The following is a 15,891-nucleotide window of genomic DNA, read 5'->3' on the forward strand; positions in this document are numbered from 1 at the left end:
TGACCAGGCGCGTGCGAGATAACGACAAGAACAACAATCTCAAGGAGACGGACATGAGAGTCCTGGCCGCCGCATTGTCTTTTTTCTGGCTGCAAGCCCAAGCCTACGCTGCGGAGCCCGTGGTGATCGGTCTCAGCTACCCCAGTACCGGAAGCTACAAGTGGGAGGGGCTGTCACAGAAGCGCGGGGCGCTGATGGCGGTGGAGGAGATCAATCGAGAGGGCGGCATTCTGGGGCGGCCGCTCAAAATTGTCAGCCGCAATAGCGGCGCCACACCCGAGCGGGCGGCGGAGAATGTCGAGCGCCTGGCTGCGGACGGTGCCGTAATGCTGATGGGCGGTGCGTCCAGTGACGAGGTCATTGCCGCCGGCGAGCGCGCCCGGCAATTGCGCTTACCGTACTTTGTGCCCACCGCCTACGCCAATCGGGTGACTGGCCGCGCTGGCCATACATACCTGTTCCGCGAAGGGGCAAGTGCTCGGATGGCCAACAACCTGTTGATGGAATACCTGGAGACCACTCTGCCGGGTAAGCGCTATTTCATCATCACCAGCGACGACGTCATCCCCAATGGTAGGAGCGGTAGCCTGGGCGAGGCTTCGCGCGGCCGCGACCTGTCCAGCCAGCGACACTACCGCGATGCGCTCAAGCAGGCGGCGCAGAGCGATGCCGACGTGTTAATCCTCATGCTCTACGGTACAGACGTGGTTAATGCCATGCGTTTGGTCGACCACCTGAAACTCAAGGACCGCATGTTGGTTGTCGTGCCCAACCTCAATCAGGACGTGGTCGACCAGGCCGGGCCGGCGCTGATGAGTGGTGTGATTGGCACCGATACTTGGACTTGGCGGGTCCCCGAGCGTGAGAGAAACCTGCGGGGCAAACGCTTTGTTGTCGACTACAGCGGCCGCTACCAGAGCTACCCGTCAAGCGCTGCGGCGTCGGCCTACGGCATTGTCCGGCAGTGGGCCGAAGCTGTGGCGCGCGCTGGTTCGACAGAGTCCTCGGCCGTTATCGCCGCTCTGGAAGATCACAGTTATCGCCTGCTCAAGGACGAACAGAAATGGCGCGCACTGGATCACCAGAACGTTCAGGGCATGTATGTCGTCAAGGTCAAGCAGCGAGCAGAGGTTCTGCAGGACGAACTGAAACAGGATTATTTCGACATCCTGTACTGGATGGAAGGCGAGGTGGCGGCACCAACAGTCAAGGAAGTGCTCTGGGAGCGTAGTCCTGAGGGGCCGGAGTGATTGGCTGACTCGTTCCGCAGGAAGGCAGTGGCAAAGCCCCAAAGCTGATGTTATGTTACTTCTAGGTAACGTAAAACAACAACAATCAGGTGCCTTCCATGCAAGAGCAATATGACTACATCATTGTGGGGGCGGGGTCGGCTGGCTGCGTACTGGCCAACCGACTATCCGCAGACCCATCGATATCCGTCCTGCTAGTGGAAAGTGGCCCGGACGACAGCAGCCCGCTGATCAGGATGCCGCGAGGAATAGGCAAGCTTCTGGCTCCGGGCAATCCGCACGTCTGGGACTACCAGGTGTCCCGGGGTCAAGGCATGCCCGCTGAGGTCTGGCTCAAAGGGCGCGCCATCGGTGGCTCCAGCTCCATCAATGGCATGGTCTACGTCCGCGGCGCGCCGGCCGACTACGACGCCTGGGAAGCGGCCGGCTGCATCGGCTGGGGCTGGAAGGATATGGCCCGCCAGTTTGTCGCCCTGGAGGACCACCAGCTTGGCGCTTCGGAAGCGCGCGGCGACAGCGGCCCACTCAAGGTGTCTATCCATCCCTCGGGCTCGCCGCTCTGCGAGGCCGTGATCCAGGCAGCCGAACAATCTGGTGTGCAGCGGGTATCAGACACCAATCACGTGGCTACGGTGGAGCAGGGTGCCTTCGGCTACCAGCCACAGACCACCTGGCAGGGCAAGCGCTTCAGCGCAGCCCGTGCTTTTCTCCATCCCATCCGCAAGCGCCCGAACCTGCGCATTCTCACTGGCACCGAGGTTCTGCGGATCAACTTCAGCGAGCGACGCGCTGTCAGTCTGCTGGTCCGCGACAAACGCGGCGAGCGGCAGTTCGGAATCCGTCGTGAAGTGATCCTCAGCGCCGGAGCCATCCAGTCGCCCAAGTTGCTGCAACTCTCAGGCGTCGGTCCGGCCGCGCTACTGGCTGAGCACGGTGTCCCACTGATCAGCGACTCGCCGAACGTCGGGCGCAACCTGCGTGAGCATGTCTGCCTGGCCATGCAGTACCGGGTCACTGGCGGCAGCCTGAACCATTGCTTCCGAGGCCTGGGTCTATTGGGTTCGCTGTGGAAGTACTACGCCCACTCCCGTGGTCCGCTCACTCACGCCGCTCATGAGGCCGGCGGGTTTATCAAGACCCGACCGGAGCTGGACCGTGCCGATGCCCAGATCGGCGTCAGCCTGCACTCGCTAGTGCAGGAGGGGGAGACAGTGGTGCCGGAGAAACTACCGGGCCTGACTTTCTACTGCTACTTCATGCGCCCGGAGAGTCAGGGCCAGTTGAGCATCCGCTCCGCCGATCCGGACGTGCCGCCGGCCATAGACGCCAACTTCCTGGACTCGGAGGTCGACCAGACCGCCGCCATCGCCCTGATACGCTGGGTGCGCCAACTCTGCGCCCAGCCAGCGCTGGCTCCTTACATCGTTAGCGAGGAGGTTCCCGGCAGGGCCGCACAGAGCGACGAGGAAGTCCTCGCCGCCGCACGTGCCATCGGACAGACCGCCTACCACGTATCCGGCACCTGCCGAATGGGCGGGGATAGCGCTTCCGTGCTTGACCCCGAACTTCGTGTACGGGGTGTCAGCGGCGTGCGTGTGGTGGACACCTCCATCATGCCGACTCTGGTCTCCGGTAATACCAACGCCCCGGCCATGGCCATCGCCCTGCGCGCGGCAGAACTCATCCTGGAGGGCGCAACCCGCCGCCAGTCAGACTCGCCCCATCGTCAACTGGACCTCCACGAACTCGAGGGTCAACAGCAATGAGTGTTCCGTACACCGATATCAAGTCCTTCCTCATCGACGGCGAATGGGTCCTGCCGACTCAGGGGTACGAGCCCATCCTCAATCCGGCCACTGAAGAAGTCATCGGCGAGGCACCGCTAGCTGGCCGTACTGAAGTAGAAATGGTACTTGCGGCGGCGCGCCAGGCCTTCGACCAGGGACCCTGGCCGGGTCTGCCGATGGCCGAGCGGATCGCCGCCGTCAAACGCCTGCGCGCTGCCATCCTGGCGCGCGAGGTACGCATCAAGGCGCTGCTGATCGCCGAGGTTGGCGCGGCCCAACTGCTGCTCAACAGTGCCCAGTTCAATGGCGCCATCGAAGCCATCGACTACGCCATCAGCCTGGCCGAGAAGCTCGAGCCCTACGGTACGCCCATCGAACTCAAACCCAACCCCTTTGACTCGGCGGGGGGCGAGATTCTGGCCGCCGGTATGGTGGTGCATGAGCCCTACGGCGTCGTGGTGGGCATCACGCCCTACAACTATCCCTTCCTGCTCAATGTGGTGAAGGCGGTGCCAGCCTTGCTGACGGGCAATACCGTGGTGATCAAGCCTTCCCAGTTCACGCCCTTCTCCGGACTGCTGCTGGGCGAGATGATAGTCGAGGCCGGGTTGCCCCATGGCGTGCTCAGTGTGATCAACGGCGGGCCTGAGGTGGGCGCCATGCTCACCGAAGACCCGCGCGTCGACCTGGTGACCTTCACTGGCTCGGACAAGGTGGGGCAGGCGATCCTCCGCCAATCCGCCGGCACCCTGAAGAAGGTCCACCTGGAACTGGGGGGCAAGTCGGCGCTGATCGTCCGGCAAGACGCCGACTTGCTCAAGGCTGCCGCCACCGCTGCCTTCAGCATGTCTCTGCATGCCGGTCAGGGTTGTGCGCTGCTGACCCGTTACCTGGTGCACAACTCGATCCGCCCGGCTTTCGTCGAGACGGTCAAGGCTGTGCTGGGCCAGTTCAAGTTGGGTAACCCGGCTGACCCCAGCGTGGTGGTGGGGCCGCTGATTCGTGAAAGTGCGCGACAGAAGACCGAGCAGTTCGTGCAGATGGGGCTGGACGCCGGGGCTTGCCTGGTGGCCGGTGGCAGGCGCCCGGCGTTCCTGCCGCGTGGTTTCTTCCACGAGCCGACCCTGTTCGACAACGTCGACAACAGCTCGACACTGGCCCAGGAGGAAGTGTTCGGCCCAGTCGGTGTCGTGATCGGGTTTGACAGCGACGACGAAGCTATCCGCCTGGCCAATGACTCGAAGTTCGGCCTGAGTGGCGCGGTAATGTCCGCCGACCGTGCTACCGCGTACCGCATGGCGCTCAAGCTTCGTACCGGTGGCGTTTCCATCAATGGCGGCACTGGCGACTTCTTCGTCAAGGCGCCCTTCGGTGGCTTCAAGCATTCGGGCATCGGCCGGGAGTTGGGGAAGGACTGGCTCAATGAGTTCCTGCTGGAGAAGTCCATCACCTACCCGATCGGCTGAAGGTCGTCAGATCAACTGGAGAGACGTATGTCCGTTCTACTGCGTTCACGCGAAGGCTTCATCGAGATACTCACCCTGAACCGCCCGGCTCAGCGTAATGCGCTGAGCGCCGAGTTGATGGAGGAGCTCTCCACCGCCCTGGAGGAGGCCGAGCGCTGCGCCGAGGTGCGCGTGCTGATACTGACCGGGGCCGGCGCCAAGGCATTCTGCGCTGGCATGGACCTTAAGGACTTCGCGGCCGGACCGGACAACCGCGTGCCGCGCTCCACCGTACACTTCGAGGCATTCATCGAGGGGCGCTTCAGCAAACCGGTGATCGCCGCGGTGCAGGCCAGCGCGGTAGCTGGTGGCTTCGAGCTGATGCTCAGCTGCGACCTGGCGGTGGTATCTCAGGCGGCCCGCTTCGGGATTCCGGAGGTGAAGCACGGCTTGTTCCCGGGCGGCGGCGGGGTCCTGCTGCCGGCGCGGATTCCCCTAGCGGTGGCGCTCGAACTCGGTCTGACTGGCGACACCATCAGTGCCACGCGGCTCGAACAACTGGGGCTGGCGAACCGGGTGGTGGCGCCGGAGCAGGTCCTAGACACGGCCCTGGAGCTGGCTCGGCGCATTGCCGCCAATGCGCCGCTGGGGCTGGCGGCGACCAAGCGGCTGATGTGGGCGTGCGTGCAGGAGGGGGGCACAGCCGTGCGGCCAAAGGTGCAGGAGGCGATCCGCCAGGTGTTCGATAGCGCGGATGCGCGCGAGGGCGCCCTGGCCTTTGCCGAGAAGCGCGCGCCGCACTGGCAGGGCCGTTGAGGAGGAACGGATGAAAGCATTGGTCTGCAAACATCACGGTGAGCCCGAAAGCTTGAGCTTCGAGGACTGGCCGGCGCCCACGCCGCGGGACGGGGAGGTGTTGGTCGCCCTGCATGCAGCGGGGCTCAACTACCCGGATATCCTGCAAGTCGCCGGCACCTACCAGATTGGCTCGGCCATTCCGTGCGTGTTCGGTGCCGAGGGGGCCGGCGAAGTTATAGCATGTGGCGCCGGGGTGGAGCAGTTCCGGCCGGGCGACCGAGTGCTGGTCCTGGCCATGGGCTGCTGGGCCGAGCAGGTGTGCGTGCCGGCGGCGGCGCTGGTGAAGCTCGCCGAGGGCATCGACATGGTCAGCGCCGCGGCCTTCCCGGTGGCCTACAACACCGCCTGGCACGCGCTGCTGCAACGCGGAGACCTGCGAGCCGGAGAAACCCTGCTGGTGCATGGCGCCAGCGGTGGGGTCGGCCTGGCCGCTGTACAGATCGGCAAGTACCTGGGCGCGCGGGTGATCGCTACGGGCTCCTGCGACGACAAGCTGGAGCGGGTTCGCCGCCTGGGCGCCGACCAGGTGATCAACTGCCGCACCCGGGCGCTACGCGAGGCCCTGCACGAGCTGACCGATGGCGCCGGCGTCGACGTGGTTTTCGACCCGGTCGGCGGGGCGCAGGTGGATGCCACGCTGAAGTCCCTGGCACCGTTTGGCCGCTTGCTGGTGATCGGATTCACCTCTGGGCAGATCGCCCAGCTGCCGAGCAACCTGCTGCTGCTGCGCGAGGCCGTGGCGATAGGCGTCAATATCGGCCAGTGGACCCGACGCAATCCCGCGGCCAGCAGGCAGAACCTGGTCGATATCCAGGCGCGGATTGCCGCTGGGCAACTTGTACCCTTCGTTGCGCGCACCTTCGACCTGGCTGATGGGGCTGCCGCGTTGCGCTCGATTCTGAACCGTGAGGTGGTCGGCAAGTACGTGCTGCTCACCGAGCTGGGCAAATTGCACGCGGACCGGTGTCTACGAGAAAAATCGTTCGCCCATCGCGGTCGTGGCGCCTAATCGGGGCCGCCCCGGGAGGGTTGCCCTGTTTTGTTTCTGTTTAGCCAGGAGAAGTTATGTACGACGTCATGAACGGAGTGCGGGTAATCGAGGTCGCTGAGCACACTTTCGTACCCGCTGCCGGAATGGTGCTGGCCGACTGGGGGGCGGATGTGATCAAGGTGGAGCGCGCCCAGGGTGGTGACGCCGCGCGGCACATGAAACTGCCGGGTGCCGACGGTGCAATCAACCCCTTCTTCGAAGCCGCCAACCGCGGCAAGCGCGGTATCGCGCTGGACCTGACCCAGCCGGCGGGCCGTGAGCAGTTGTACCGGCTGATCGATGGCGCCGATGTGTTCCTCACCAACCTGCGCGCGGACGCTCGGCAGAAGTTGGGCATAGAGGCAGCCGACCTCATGGCGCGCAATCCAAGGCTGATCTATGCCCGCGGCACTGGCTATGGCCTTCGCGGCGCCTTGGCCAATGATGGAGGTTTCGATTACCCCTCGGCCTGGTGTCGCGCAGGGGCCGCCAATGGCCAGGCCCTGCCGGGTGACATGCCGCCGCGTCAGCCTGGCTCGATTGGCGACCTCACCGGTGGCGTCACGCTGGCCGGCGCAATAGCTGCAGCGCTGTTCCGTCGCGAACGCACGGGGCAGGGGGCGGTGGTGGACAACGCGCTCTATATGGTGGGGACTTACCTGATGTCGCAATCCTTGCTGGCGACCAGCATCGGTGCGCCAACCATCCCCGTGCAGTCGCAGGCGGACAGCGACTTCGCCTTGGCCAACAACTACCGCACACGCGACGGCCGCTGGATCAGCTTGTGCCTGCTGATGGACAAGTGGTGGCCGGACTTCGTCGCCCATGTAGAGCGCCCTGATCTGCTTGAGGACTCGCGCTTCGTCGATATCCGCGCGCGGCACATCAATTCGCGAGCGCTGATTGCCGTACTGAACGACGTCTTCGCCGGCCGCGACTATGCCGACTGGTGCACGCGCTTGGCGAGCCTGGAAGGCGTCTGGGCTCCCGTCCAGAACCCGACGGAAGTTCTGGCCGATGCCCAGGCCCTGGAGAATGGCTTCGTCAGCCCAGTGGCGGACCGTTACATGACGGGCGTATCACCCGCTCAATTCGATGAGCGGCCCGTGGGTGAACTCCGTATGGGGCCGGGATTCGGCCAGCACACGGATGAAGTGCTTCGCGAGATCGGGATAGGGGAGAGCGAGCTGATGTCGCTGCGCAAGCTAGGGGCGGTCAAGTAGCAAGGCCCATCCCTGCTGGCTGCAAGCAATACGAAGCGGAGAGAAGCCCAACGAACGAAAAATCCAGGGGCGTTTGTTGGGCTTTGCGGCAACCCGGTTGCAGGACTACTTCCGAGATTTACCTGGCTTCCGAGACTTACCTGGCGCATAACCTGCCAGGAAGAACCGGACAAGCTCGCGCAGATGGGGTTCGACCTTCTCCTCGGGCATGATCACGCCCATCAGCCGTTCATGGGGCCGCCCGGTGAGGGTGGTGAAAATGATTGCGGCGTCCAGGGTGTCCCGCATGCTCACCACCCCCTGCTCGTTGAGCCACTGGAAGTAAGCGGTCAGAGGCCCCATGAAACCCTTCATCACCTCGGCCCGGAAGGCCAGGATCAGCTCAGGAAATCGATTGCTGGTGAAGGCGCTCAACCGCGTCATGGACACCACCTTGGTGGTACCCAATTTCTCATAGAACAGCAGCGCTAGATCGTAGAGAGCATCTTCGACGGGCCGTGTATGGTCGAGAAAGCCCAAGTCCAGCTCGAAGTCCTTTGCCAGGTGGGAGAGGGTGGCCTCGAACAGCGCTTCCTTGCTCGGGTAGCGGCGGTACAGCGCTGGCTTGGTGGTGTTTCCCGCAGCGGCAATTCGCTCGATGTTGGCGTCGGTGTAACCGAACTCCAGAAATTCCGCGGCAGCGGCCTCTAGCAGGGCGACATCGAGTTCCTTGCGGGGCCGCCCTCTGGTTTTCACGGACATGCAATGCCTTCTTTTTCTGAACAGTGTTACGTGGCGTGCGACATTCTGCCAGCAAAGTACTTACGGGTGCTCATCTCTCGGAGGCCCAGCGCAGTGCTGCAATGGTGCCACCGTCAATGCGCAGGTCGGTACCGGTGACGAATCCCGCGGCGGGGCTCGCTAGCCACTCTACGCAGGCTGCGATGTCCTCCGGCGTGCCGATGCGGCCAACCGGGCAGTCGTGTACCAGTTGCGCAACCTGGGGTTGTTCGGCCACCTCCTGGCGGCCCTGCGCAGTGGAGATGATGCCTGGGCTGATAGAGACCAGGCGAGCGCCATGTCGGGCCCAGCGCAATGCCTCGGCTTCGACGCGCAGCTGGTTACCACGCTTGGCGACCATATAGGCCCGATTGGTATCCTCCGAGCCTTCCCAGTTGGCTGCCAATGCCGCAAGCGACTGAGCTGGACCGCTTGCCAAGGCCTGTTCCTGCTCCGGGGTCAGGCTGACGAACTGTCCGGCCATGCTGGCGATCACGATGCCCACCGAGCCGGGGGCAAGGTAGGGCGTCAGCTGTTCCAGCATATATGCGGTGCCTTCTAGGTTGACCTGGTAGATGGTTCGCGCGCTGGCCTGAGTGGGAGATACCGCCGCCGTGTGCAGCAATAGTCGCAAAGCTACACCAGCGGCCTCTATCCGCTCGGCCAGACGTTGTCCCGCGTCGCTGGCGCCCAAATCAAGCAGGAGACTCTCGACGCTGTGACCGTCTTCGGCCAGTGCCTGTTCGGCCTCGTGCAGTCGCTCACTGGAGTTGTCCACCAGCAGCAGGTGGCGGCCCGTGCCCAGCCTTCGGGCACAGGCAAGGCCCATCGCGCCAAGGCCAGTGATGATCACCAATTCCTTGTTCATGTGTGTTTTCCTCTGGATGTTTTATCGGCCGATCCGGCTACCCACACGAGGCAAGCGCTGCCTCGAGCGGGGCGATTCATGACGCGACCCGTCAGGCCGGGCGCACCTCGAGAAAATCAACATTCGCCTCGCGTGGCAGGGCGATGGCCGAGACCAATGCCCTGGCGACTGTCTGCGGCGCCATGCCTGCACCCACGAAGCGGCCGTGCCCGGAAAGCTCGATAGCCTCGAGGAAACGTTGGAGACGGCCTTCGGGCCAGGAGAGCACGCTGGTGTTGTCGCCGTTCATATGCCCGGAGCGGAATACCGTGACCCGGATGCCGTCTGCCCGGAGTTCGTTGCGCAGTCCGGCAGAGAGGGTTTCCAGCGCGGCTTTGGAGGCGGCGTAGGCCGCCAATAGCGGGAAGGGAGCACGTGCCGACTCCGATGAAACGTTGACGATGTCACCACCACCGCGCTGGCGCATCAGCGGGATCGCCTCGCGTATGCAGAAAGACGGGCCGAGCACATTGACCGCGAAGGTGGTCTGCAACTCTTCGTCGCTGGCCTCGTCCAGGCCGAAGGCTTGGTAGACGGCGGCGTTGTTGACCAGGATATCGACGCCGCCGAACGCCGTGACGATCTTGGCAAACGCGTGCCGCACCTGTTGAGGGTCGGCAACGTCCGCTACCACGGGCAGCAGGTGTTCGCCCAGTTCGTCGGCGGCGCGTTGCAGGGTTGCGGCGGTACGACCGAGGATGGCGACGCGAGCGCCTTGTTCCAACAATTGGGCGGTGACCTGGCGACCAAGGCCAAGCGCTCCGCCGGTTACCACTGCAACCTTGCCTTGCAGACTCGATGTGCTCATGGGAATAGCCTCTTGTTGTTATTCGGTAGGGGTCAGGGGCGGCTTTCGGTGATATCCCACTCGAGCTCAAGACGCGGCATGGCCAGCACCATGCCGGGCTCCACTCTCAAGGGCTGGCCTGGCTTGAGGCGAAACTCGGGAATGCGCTTGAGCCACTCTTCAAGGAACACGCGGACCTCGACGCGCGCCAGCATTGAACCGATGCAGCGGTGAGCGCCGCTACCAAAAGTGCCGTGGAACACCACCTTGCGTTCGAAGTCCACTGCCAGCGGATCGTTGAACAAGCGATCGTCGACACTGTGGGCGGAGGTCTGCATCAGTACCAGGTCGCCCTCGCGGAAATTGATGCCCTTGTATTCGTGATCCCGGGTTACCACGCGCACCAGAGTGGAAATCGGGAAACGCCGCATCAGTTCCTCTGCTGCAGCGGGAATCCGCTCGGGGTGCTCGATCAGCTCGCGGCGCGCCTCGGGATGAGAGGCCAGATGGCGGATGATGAAGCTGAGCATGGCGGCCACGGTGTCCAGTCCGCCCAGCAGCAGCAGGAAGAACATGCCCACCAGTTCTTCATCCTGCAGGGGGTTGCCGCCCACTTGGGCTCGGGTCAGCTCCGAGAGCAGGTCGCTGCCCGGTTCGGCGCGACGCTCCTGAAGTTGGTCGAAGGCGTACCGTATCAGTTGGTTGCCGGCTTCGAGGCTGTCCACCTGGGTTGGACGGATCATTTCGTCCACCCACTCCAGCAACTGCTCGCGATCTGCTGTCGGCAGGGCGACCATGTCCATGAAAATGCCGATCGGCAAGCGGCGGGCGAACTCCGAAACGAACTCGCATCGCCCACGGGCAAGAGATCCTTCGATCAGCTCGATGGTTAGCGCCCGCGCTTTTTCGCCCAGGGGTACGACCGCTTTGGGGGAGAAGGCCGGTATAAGCAAGTTGCGGTAGCGAGTATGGTCTGGAGGGTCCAGCTGGATCGGCTTGCTGACGATGGGCATGAGCCGCTCGCGCGGCACCACGTTGATGCGCGAAGAATAGGTCTCGGGGGTCTTCAGGACGTGATCGAAGTCTTCGCCCCGGGTCACTACCCAGTGGCCGCCATTGTGCCGGGTCCAAAATATGTCGGGCGTACCTGCGGCCTGCAGTTTGGTGAACCAGGTCTGGTAATCGTCATCTCCCTCGATGGGTTCATAGAGGTCGAAGTGGCGAACCAGGTCGGCGGGTACGTGATCCGGGAGTTCGCTGAGTGGAGCGGTCATGATGGGTCCCTCGTATTGTTGTTTTGATGGGTAAGCCCTCGTGATTCGCCAGCATTGATAGCTTTTCGTCGCCTTCGCCATTCGCGGTTGCGAATCGGCTTGGCGGTCGACTTGGAAAGCTGGCGAATGCTTAGTTATATTACTCATCGGGAACGAAAAACAACAACCCCGGAGGATTCAACATGCCGACCATTACCTTCATCCAGCACGATGGCGGGCAGCACCGAATCGAGGCGGAAGCTGGCCAGTCATTGATGCAGGCGGCCCTGGCCAATCTGGTACCGGGAATCCTCGGAGACTGCGGCGGCAGCTGCTCCTGCGCCACCTGTCACTGCTATGTCGAGGGCGCCTGGGCGGAAGCCTTGCCGGAGCCAGTCGAGGAGGAACGGTTGATGCTGGATTGCGCCTTGCACGTACTACCGAGCAGCCGGCTGGCTTGCCAGGTAGTGTTGAGCGAGGCGATGGATGGGCTGATGGTGAAGCTGCCGATATCTCAGCTCTGAGGCTGTGAGGGACTGCCAGGGCAGGAGGCTTGCAGGTCGGCACGCGGGGGCCGACCTGCGCGAAGTTGTCACTCCGGTGCGTGGTAAAGGTCCCAGGCCCCGGACACCGGCGAACGTGTCCAGCCACTGGAGGCGATGGCACCGCCGTCCACCGGCAGGGTCAGGCCGGTGACGAAAGTAGCCAGGTTGGACACTAGGAAGATCACCACTCCCGCCAATTCATCCGTACTGCCGACACGCCCCATAGGAATGTACCGGTCGCGAGCGGCGCGTCCGGCTTCGCCTGCCGCTTCGAAGTAGGGCGCATGCCCAGGTGTGAGGATCATGTCCGGAGCCAGGGCATGCACGCGGATATTGTGCTCGGCCAGTTCCAGCGCCATGGAGCGGGTGAAACTGATCATCCCTGCCTTGCAGGCCGCATAAACGGCGAAGCCCGGCGCTGCCCGAAGCCCCTCGCTGCTGGCAATGTTGATGATGGTGCCGCCGCGGCCGAAGCCGACCATGGCCCTGGCCGCTGCCTGAGTCGCAGCTAGGGTGCTGATCAGATTGAAGTCGATGTGCTTGCGCCAGCTCTTTTCGGTCTGTTCCAGAAAGGGCCTTCTGCGCACGCCGCCCGCATTGTTCACGAGAATGTCGAGCCGCCCAAAGTGTCGCGCCGCCTCCTCGACAGCCGCATTGATCTGCTCGGTATGGTTGACATCGGTCTGCAAGAACAGCGCGTCCCCGCCCTGTTCTCGAATCTCTGCCACCAGGCGTTCGCCGCCTTCCACATCGATATCGGCGATGGCCACCAAAGCTCCAAAGTTAGCCAGGTTGCGGGCGATACCCGCTCCTATTCCACCGGAGCCTCCGGTGATAAATGCCACCTTGCCATCGAGTTGAATATCTTTGGGTGTCATGGAATATCCCTCAGTTCAGGCGCGCAGCTCGACGCGGCCGTTATTGATCACGATAACGTCGCGCTCCACGGCCCGCACGCGGAAGGCCAGAGTGGAACCGTCGACCCAAATTTCGGTACGGAAGGTTTCGCCGGGATAGGCTGGGGCAGTGAACCGGCCGAAGATCGAGGCGATGCGGCTGCCGTCGAAATCGCACACTGCCTGCATTATGGCGCGCCCGGCGATGCCCCAGGTGGCCAGGCCATGCAGAATGGGGCGCTCGAAACCAGCCTTACGTGCGACTTCCGGGTCGGCGTGCAGCGGGTTCCAGTCGCCGTTGAGCCGATAGAGCAGTGCCATGCTTGGCAAGCTAGGCAGGTCCACCCAATGGTCGGCCGGGCGCTCCGGTACAGACGGGGGTGGCGCTACGCTCCGTTGCGGGCCGCCAAAGCCGCCGTCACCACGGGCAAGCATGGTCTGGGTGATGGTGCACAGGAGATCGCCGCTGGATCGCTCGAGGATGCGCCGCTCATAGGTAATCAGCGCGCCCTTGTCGGCGCCCTTGTCGATGATGTCCACCACTCGCGACTTTCCTATCACTTGCGCTTCGGCCGGCAGGGGCTTGTGCAATGTCAGGCCCTGTTCGGCGTGGACGATGCGTACCCAGTCCAGTCCGGTGTTCATGGTCCTGGGCCAGTAGCCGGGGTGAGCAAGGACCACGCCCATGGTGGGCACGGCGTGCAGCTCGGCCTCATAGACCAGGGGCAGCTGCCTGGCGTCCAGCGGGTCGCTGGCATAACCCAGGCTCAAGGCATAAAGGATGCTGTCCTTGTGGGTATAGGTCTGTTGGGTGTCCGGGATCTGCAGGTCGAGGAGCTTTTCGTAGTCGATGGCCATCTTGGGTCTTCCTGTGGTCTTCAAGGCTGCGCGGCGAGGAGCGCGCGCAGGGTGCTGATCAAGGTCAGGGGCTGGTCGAACATCAGGTGGTGATGTCCGGCAGGAATGGCGATGGGGCCGCGGGCATGGGGCAGGGCCTGGACGATTTGCTCGGCGCGCTGCCGACTGACCACCACGCTGCGCTCTCCATAGAGGTAGTCAACCGGACGGGTCACCCGTGCGAGCATCTGCCCGCCGTCCGTCTCGCGGGCGCCACCCGGCGGCAGACCGATGTCGAACTTCCAACGCCAGCCTTCGCCATTTCGCCGCAGGGAATGACCGGCCACATGTTCCACCAGGCATGGCATCGCGTCCGCCTGCGCGGGTATCAGGCGGAATCGTGCGGCGCCGCTTTCGAGGTCAGGGTACTCGTGGTTGCCGCGAACCTTGATGGGTTCGGGCGGCAGGCTCTCACCCTCGAACAGCACATAGCTGTCGACTATCACCAGACGCTGGAACAGTTCGGGTCTCTCGCCACAGGCCCGCAACAGGCGCGAACCGCCATAGCTATGGCCGACCGCGATTAACGGTGATTGGCTTATGTGTTCCGCGATGGCGGCGATGTCACGCCCCAGGGTGGTGGCGTCGTACTGCGCACGGTGGGCGCTGTCGCCCATACCGGAGAGGTCCATGGCCACGACCCGGTACTCCTCGGCGAACCAGGGCGCGATGAAATCCCACCAATGGGCGTGGCCGCGAAAACCATGGACGAACAGCAGAGTGGGCTTATGTGTGTCCTCGAATCCCCAGGAAAGAAAGTGTAGGCGGGAGCCATTGGCTTCGACGAAGTGCGAACGACCTGGCTGTGCCAGGGCCCACTCGACCCATTCGGGGCGGACTGCACAAAGAGATGTGAGATTGCTGGATAACTCGCTCATGCAATGGCCTTATCCGTCACGGAAACTGAAAACTAGACACCTGCCCTTGGCTAGGAGCTCCTTGCGCCGGACTCCGGCATGGAGTAGCTTAGGTCGTAACTGATACTATGTTAGTTATGTAAGTCGAGTCCAGAACAATGCGACCTTCGAAAGGTCGCCAGCGGAGTAGGGCAATGGAGCAGTTTCCTCGTGGCCGCGTGGCCATAGTCGGTGCAGCCACCTATGGCATGGGCGAATCTCCCGGGATGCGTCCGCTGGACCTTGCCGCGCAAGCGGCGGTGCTGGCGTTGAAGGACGCCAACCTCAAGCTGACCGATGTCGATGCGCTGTTTGTCTGTACTCCGGACGACGCGCTGTCTGGGCTGAGCGCTGCCGAATACCTGGGAATCACGCCGCGCTTCACCGAGAACAATCGCACCGGCGGTTCGGCCTTCCATTCCCATGTGATAGCGGCCAGCCTGATGCTGGAGGCGGGCTATTGCGATACGGCGCTGATCATCTATGGCAGCAACCAGCGCACGGTGTCAGGCGGACTGGTGTCCATGCGTCTACCGTCGCCCTATGAGAAGCCCTACAAGCCATTGACGCCCTTGTCGTCCTACGCACTGGCGGCGTCGCGGCATATGCATGAATACGGCACCACCCGCGAGCAACTGGCAGAGGTCGCAGTGGCCGCGCGCAATTGGGCCCGTTTGAATCCGGAAGCCTTTGCCCGCGACGAGTTGACCATCGAGGACTGCCTGAAGGCCCGTATGGTGTCCGATCCGCTTAGCGTTCGTGACTGCTGCCTGGTTACCGACGGCGCCGCTGCCATAGTGCTCACGCGCGCCGACCGTGCCCGTGACCTCCATGCACAGCCTATCCACGTACTGGGCGCGGCTGCCTCCACCTGGTACTCCGGGGTGGACCAGTCCCATGACCTGACAGTTACCGCTGCTCGCGAGTCGGGTCAGCGCGCCTACGCCATTGCCGGCGTCGGGCCGCAGGACATCGATGTGGTCCAGCTCTACGACGCCTTCACCATAAACACCATTCTGTTCCTCGAAGATCTGGGCTTTTGTCCCAAAGGGGAGGGAGGGCGCTTTGTTTCCGGCGGAAACATTGGTCCGGGCGGCTCGCTGCCGGTCAACACCAATGGCGGCGGTCTGTCGTGCTGCCATCCCGGCATGTACGGGCTGTTCACCCTGGTCGAATCCTGCCTGCAATTACGCGGAGAGGCCGGCGATCGCCAGGTGGCGGGGGCACGTCTGGCGCTAGCCCATGCCAACGGCGGCACCCTGTCCAGCCAGGCGACCATGATCCTGGGAACGGCAGACTGTGTCTGACCGTCCCTCACGACAAGAAGGCCGCCGGCCTGATAACCCGAGAGATCCAAA

At 63.4% G+C, this 15,891-nt stretch carries 15 protein-coding genes; 8 read left to right on the forward strand and 7 right to left on the reverse strand.

What is annotated here, in order from left to right:
- The first annotated feature begins 53 nt into the window (after positions 1-53).
- From PCA10_RS13940 to PCA10_RS13965, 6 genes are all read left to right on the forward strand, one after another.
- On the forward strand, positions 54-1,250 hold the full coding sequence (locus tag PCA10_RS13940) for an ABC transporter substrate-binding protein (protein ID WP_041770745.1): 1,197 nt from the start codon (positions 54-56) through the stop codon (positions 1,248-1,250).
- A gap of 98 nt (positions 1,251-1,348) precedes the next feature.
- Positions 1,349-3,016 carry a GMC family oxidoreductase gene (locus PCA10_RS13945; RefSeq protein ID WP_016492741.1) on the forward strand — a complete coding sequence of 556 codons (1,668 nt, stop codon included), beginning with the start codon at positions 1,349-1,351 and terminating at the stop codon, positions 3,014-3,016.
- A complete protein-coding gene (locus PCA10_RS13950) occupies positions 3,013-4,503 on the forward strand; it encodes an aldehyde dehydrogenase family protein (protein ID WP_016492742.1) in 1,491 nt (496 codons plus the stop codon). Before PCA10_RS13945 ends, PCA10_RS13950 begins: the two co-directional genes overlap by 4 nt.
- A 27-nt stretch (positions 4,504-4,530) precedes the next feature.
- Positions 4,531-5,298 carry an enoyl-CoA hydratase-related protein gene (locus tag PCA10_RS13955; RefSeq protein ID WP_016492743.1) on the forward strand — a complete coding sequence of 256 codons (768 nt, stop codon included), beginning with the start codon at positions 4,531-4,533 and terminating at the stop codon, positions 5,296-5,298.
- Between the two features lie 10 nt (positions 5,299-5,308).
- Positions 5,309-6,349, forward strand: coding sequence for an NADPH:quinone oxidoreductase family protein (locus tag PCA10_RS13960; RefSeq protein ID WP_016492744.1), 1,041 nt, complete (start codon positions 5,309-5,311; stop codon positions 6,347-6,349).
- A 56-nt stretch (positions 6,350-6,405) separates the two neighbouring features.
- Entirely contained in the window at positions 6,406-7,593 is a 1,188-nt protein-coding gene (locus tag PCA10_RS13965; protein ID WP_016492745.1) for a CaiB/BaiF CoA transferase family protein, read from the forward strand.
- Between the two features lie 105 nt (positions 7,594-7,698).
- Here PCA10_RS13965 and PCA10_RS13970 read toward each other — a convergent pair whose 3' ends face one another.
- From PCA10_RS13970 to PCA10_RS13985, 4 genes are all read right to left on the reverse strand, one after another.
- Positions 7,699-8,334 (reverse strand): TetR/AcrR family transcriptional regulator, encoded by a 636-nt coding sequence (locus PCA10_RS13970; RefSeq protein ID WP_016492746.1) that lies wholly within the window; start codon positions 8,332-8,334, stop codon positions 7,699-7,701.
- Between the two features lie 70 nt (positions 8,335-8,404).
- A complete protein-coding gene (locus PCA10_RS13975; protein WP_016492747.1) occupies positions 8,405-9,220 on the reverse strand; it encodes an SDR family oxidoreductase in 816 nt (271 codons plus the stop codon).
- Between the two features lie 91 nt (positions 9,221-9,311).
- Positions 9,312-10,067: an SDR family oxidoreductase gene (locus PCA10_RS13980; protein ID WP_016492748.1), complete on the reverse strand. Its 756-nt coding sequence runs from the start codon at positions 10,065-10,067 to the stop codon at positions 9,312-9,314.
- 32 nt (positions 10,068-10,099) lie between these two features.
- Positions 10,100-11,401 (reverse strand): cytochrome P450, encoded by a 1,302-nt coding sequence (locus tag PCA10_RS13985; protein WP_158491045.1) that lies wholly within the window; start codon positions 11,399-11,401, stop codon positions 10,100-10,102.
- 101 nt (positions 11,402-11,502) lie between these two features.
- On the opposite strand from PCA10_RS13985, the gene PCA10_RS13990 reads away from it, so the two are divergent.
- Positions 11,503-11,823, forward strand: coding sequence for a 2Fe-2S iron-sulfur cluster-binding protein (locus PCA10_RS13990; protein ID WP_016492750.1), 321 nt, complete (start codon positions 11,503-11,505; stop codon positions 11,821-11,823).
- Between the two features lie 68 nt (positions 11,824-11,891).
- On the opposite strand, the gene PCA10_RS13995 is transcribed toward PCA10_RS13990, so the two are convergent.
- Genes PCA10_RS13995 through PCA10_RS14005 form a run of 3 tightly spaced genes read right to left on the reverse strand, consistent with a single transcriptional unit; the run spans position 11,892 to position 14,515 of the window.
- The gene (locus PCA10_RS13995) at positions 11,892-12,722 is read right to left on the reverse strand and encodes an SDR family NAD(P)-dependent oxidoreductase (protein WP_016492751.1); all 831 of its coding nucleotides are present in this window, start codon (positions 12,720-12,722) and stop codon (positions 11,892-11,894) included.
- A gap of 15 nt (positions 12,723-12,737) precedes the next feature.
- Positions 12,738-13,598, reverse strand: a complete 861-nt coding sequence (locus PCA10_RS14000; protein WP_016492752.1) for a MaoC/PaaZ C-terminal domain-containing protein — start codon at positions 13,596-13,598, stop codon at positions 12,738-12,740.
- Positions 13,599-13,618: 20 nt separating this feature from the next.
- Complete coding sequence (locus PCA10_RS14005; RefSeq protein ID WP_016492753.1) at positions 13,619-14,515, reverse strand: alpha/beta fold hydrolase; 897 nt, start codon at positions 14,513-14,515, stop codon at positions 13,619-13,621.
- Between the two features lie 173 nt (positions 14,516-14,688).
- Here PCA10_RS14005 and PCA10_RS14010 point away from each other — a divergent pair, with 173 nt between their 5' ends.
- Positions 14,689-15,840, forward strand: a complete 1,152-nt coding sequence (locus PCA10_RS14010) for a thiolase (RefSeq protein ID WP_016492754.1) — start codon at positions 14,689-14,691, stop codon at positions 15,838-15,840.
- Positions 15,841-15,891: the final 51 nt, after the last annotated feature.

Origin of the sequence: Pseudomonas resinovorans NBRC 106553 (assembly GCF_000412695.1) — a bacterium.
Lineage (GTDB): Bacteria > Pseudomonadota > Gammaproteobacteria > Pseudomonadales > Pseudomonadaceae > Metapseudomonas > Metapseudomonas resinovorans_A.

Coding starts and splice junctions, on each gene's coding strand:
- PCA10_RS13945 (WP_016492741.1), top strand. CDS start 1,349: ATGCAAGAGCAATATGACTACATCATTGTGGGGGCGGGGTCGGCTGGC.
- PCA10_RS13950 (WP_016492742.1), top strand. CDS start 3,013: ATGAGTGTTCCGTACACCGATATCAAGTCCTTCCTCATCGACGGCGAA.
- PCA10_RS13995 (WP_016492751.1), bottom strand. CDS start 12,722: ATGACACCCAAAGATATTCAACTCGATGGCAAGGTGGCATTTATCACC.
- PCA10_RS14010 (WP_016492754.1), top strand. CDS start 14,689: ATGGAGCAGTTTCCTCGTGGCCGCGTGGCCATAGTCGGTGCAGCCACC.
- PCA10_RS13955 (WP_016492743.1), top strand. CDS start 4,531: ATGTCCGTTCTACTGCGTTCACGCGAAGGCTTCATCGAGATACTCACC.
- PCA10_RS14000 (WP_016492752.1), bottom strand. CDS start 13,598: ATGGCCATCGACTACGAAAAGCTCCTCGACCTGCAGATCCCGGACACC.
- PCA10_RS13940 (WP_041770745.1), top strand. CDS start 54: ATGAGAGTCCTGGCCGCCGCATTGTCTTTTTTCTGGCTGCAAGCCCAA.
- PCA10_RS14005 (WP_016492753.1), bottom strand. CDS start 14,515: ATGAGCGAGTTATCCAGCAATCTCACATCTCTTTGTGCAGTCCGCCCC.
- PCA10_RS13980 (WP_016492748.1), bottom strand. CDS start 10,067: ATGAGCACATCGAGTCTGCAAGGCAAGGTTGCAGTGGTAACCGGCGGA.
- PCA10_RS13985 (WP_158491045.1), bottom strand. CDS start 11,401: ATGGCGAAGGCGACGAAAAGCTATCAATGCTGGCGAATCACGAGGGCT.
- PCA10_RS13990 (WP_016492750.1), top strand. CDS start 11,503: ATGCCGACCATTACCTTCATCCAGCACGATGGCGGGCAGCACCGAATC.
- PCA10_RS13975 (WP_016492747.1), bottom strand. CDS start 9,220: ATGAACAAGGAATTGGTGATCATCACTGGCCTTGGCGCGATGGGCCTT.
- PCA10_RS13965 (WP_016492745.1), top strand. CDS start 6,406: ATGTACGACGTCATGAACGGAGTGCGGGTAATCGAGGTCGCTGAGCAC.
- PCA10_RS13960 (WP_016492744.1), top strand. CDS start 5,309: ATGAAAGCATTGGTCTGCAAACATCACGGTGAGCCCGAAAGCTTGAGC.
- PCA10_RS13970 (WP_016492746.1), bottom strand. CDS start 8,334: ATGTCCGTGAAAACCAGAGGGCGGCCCCGCAAGGAACTCGATGTCGCC.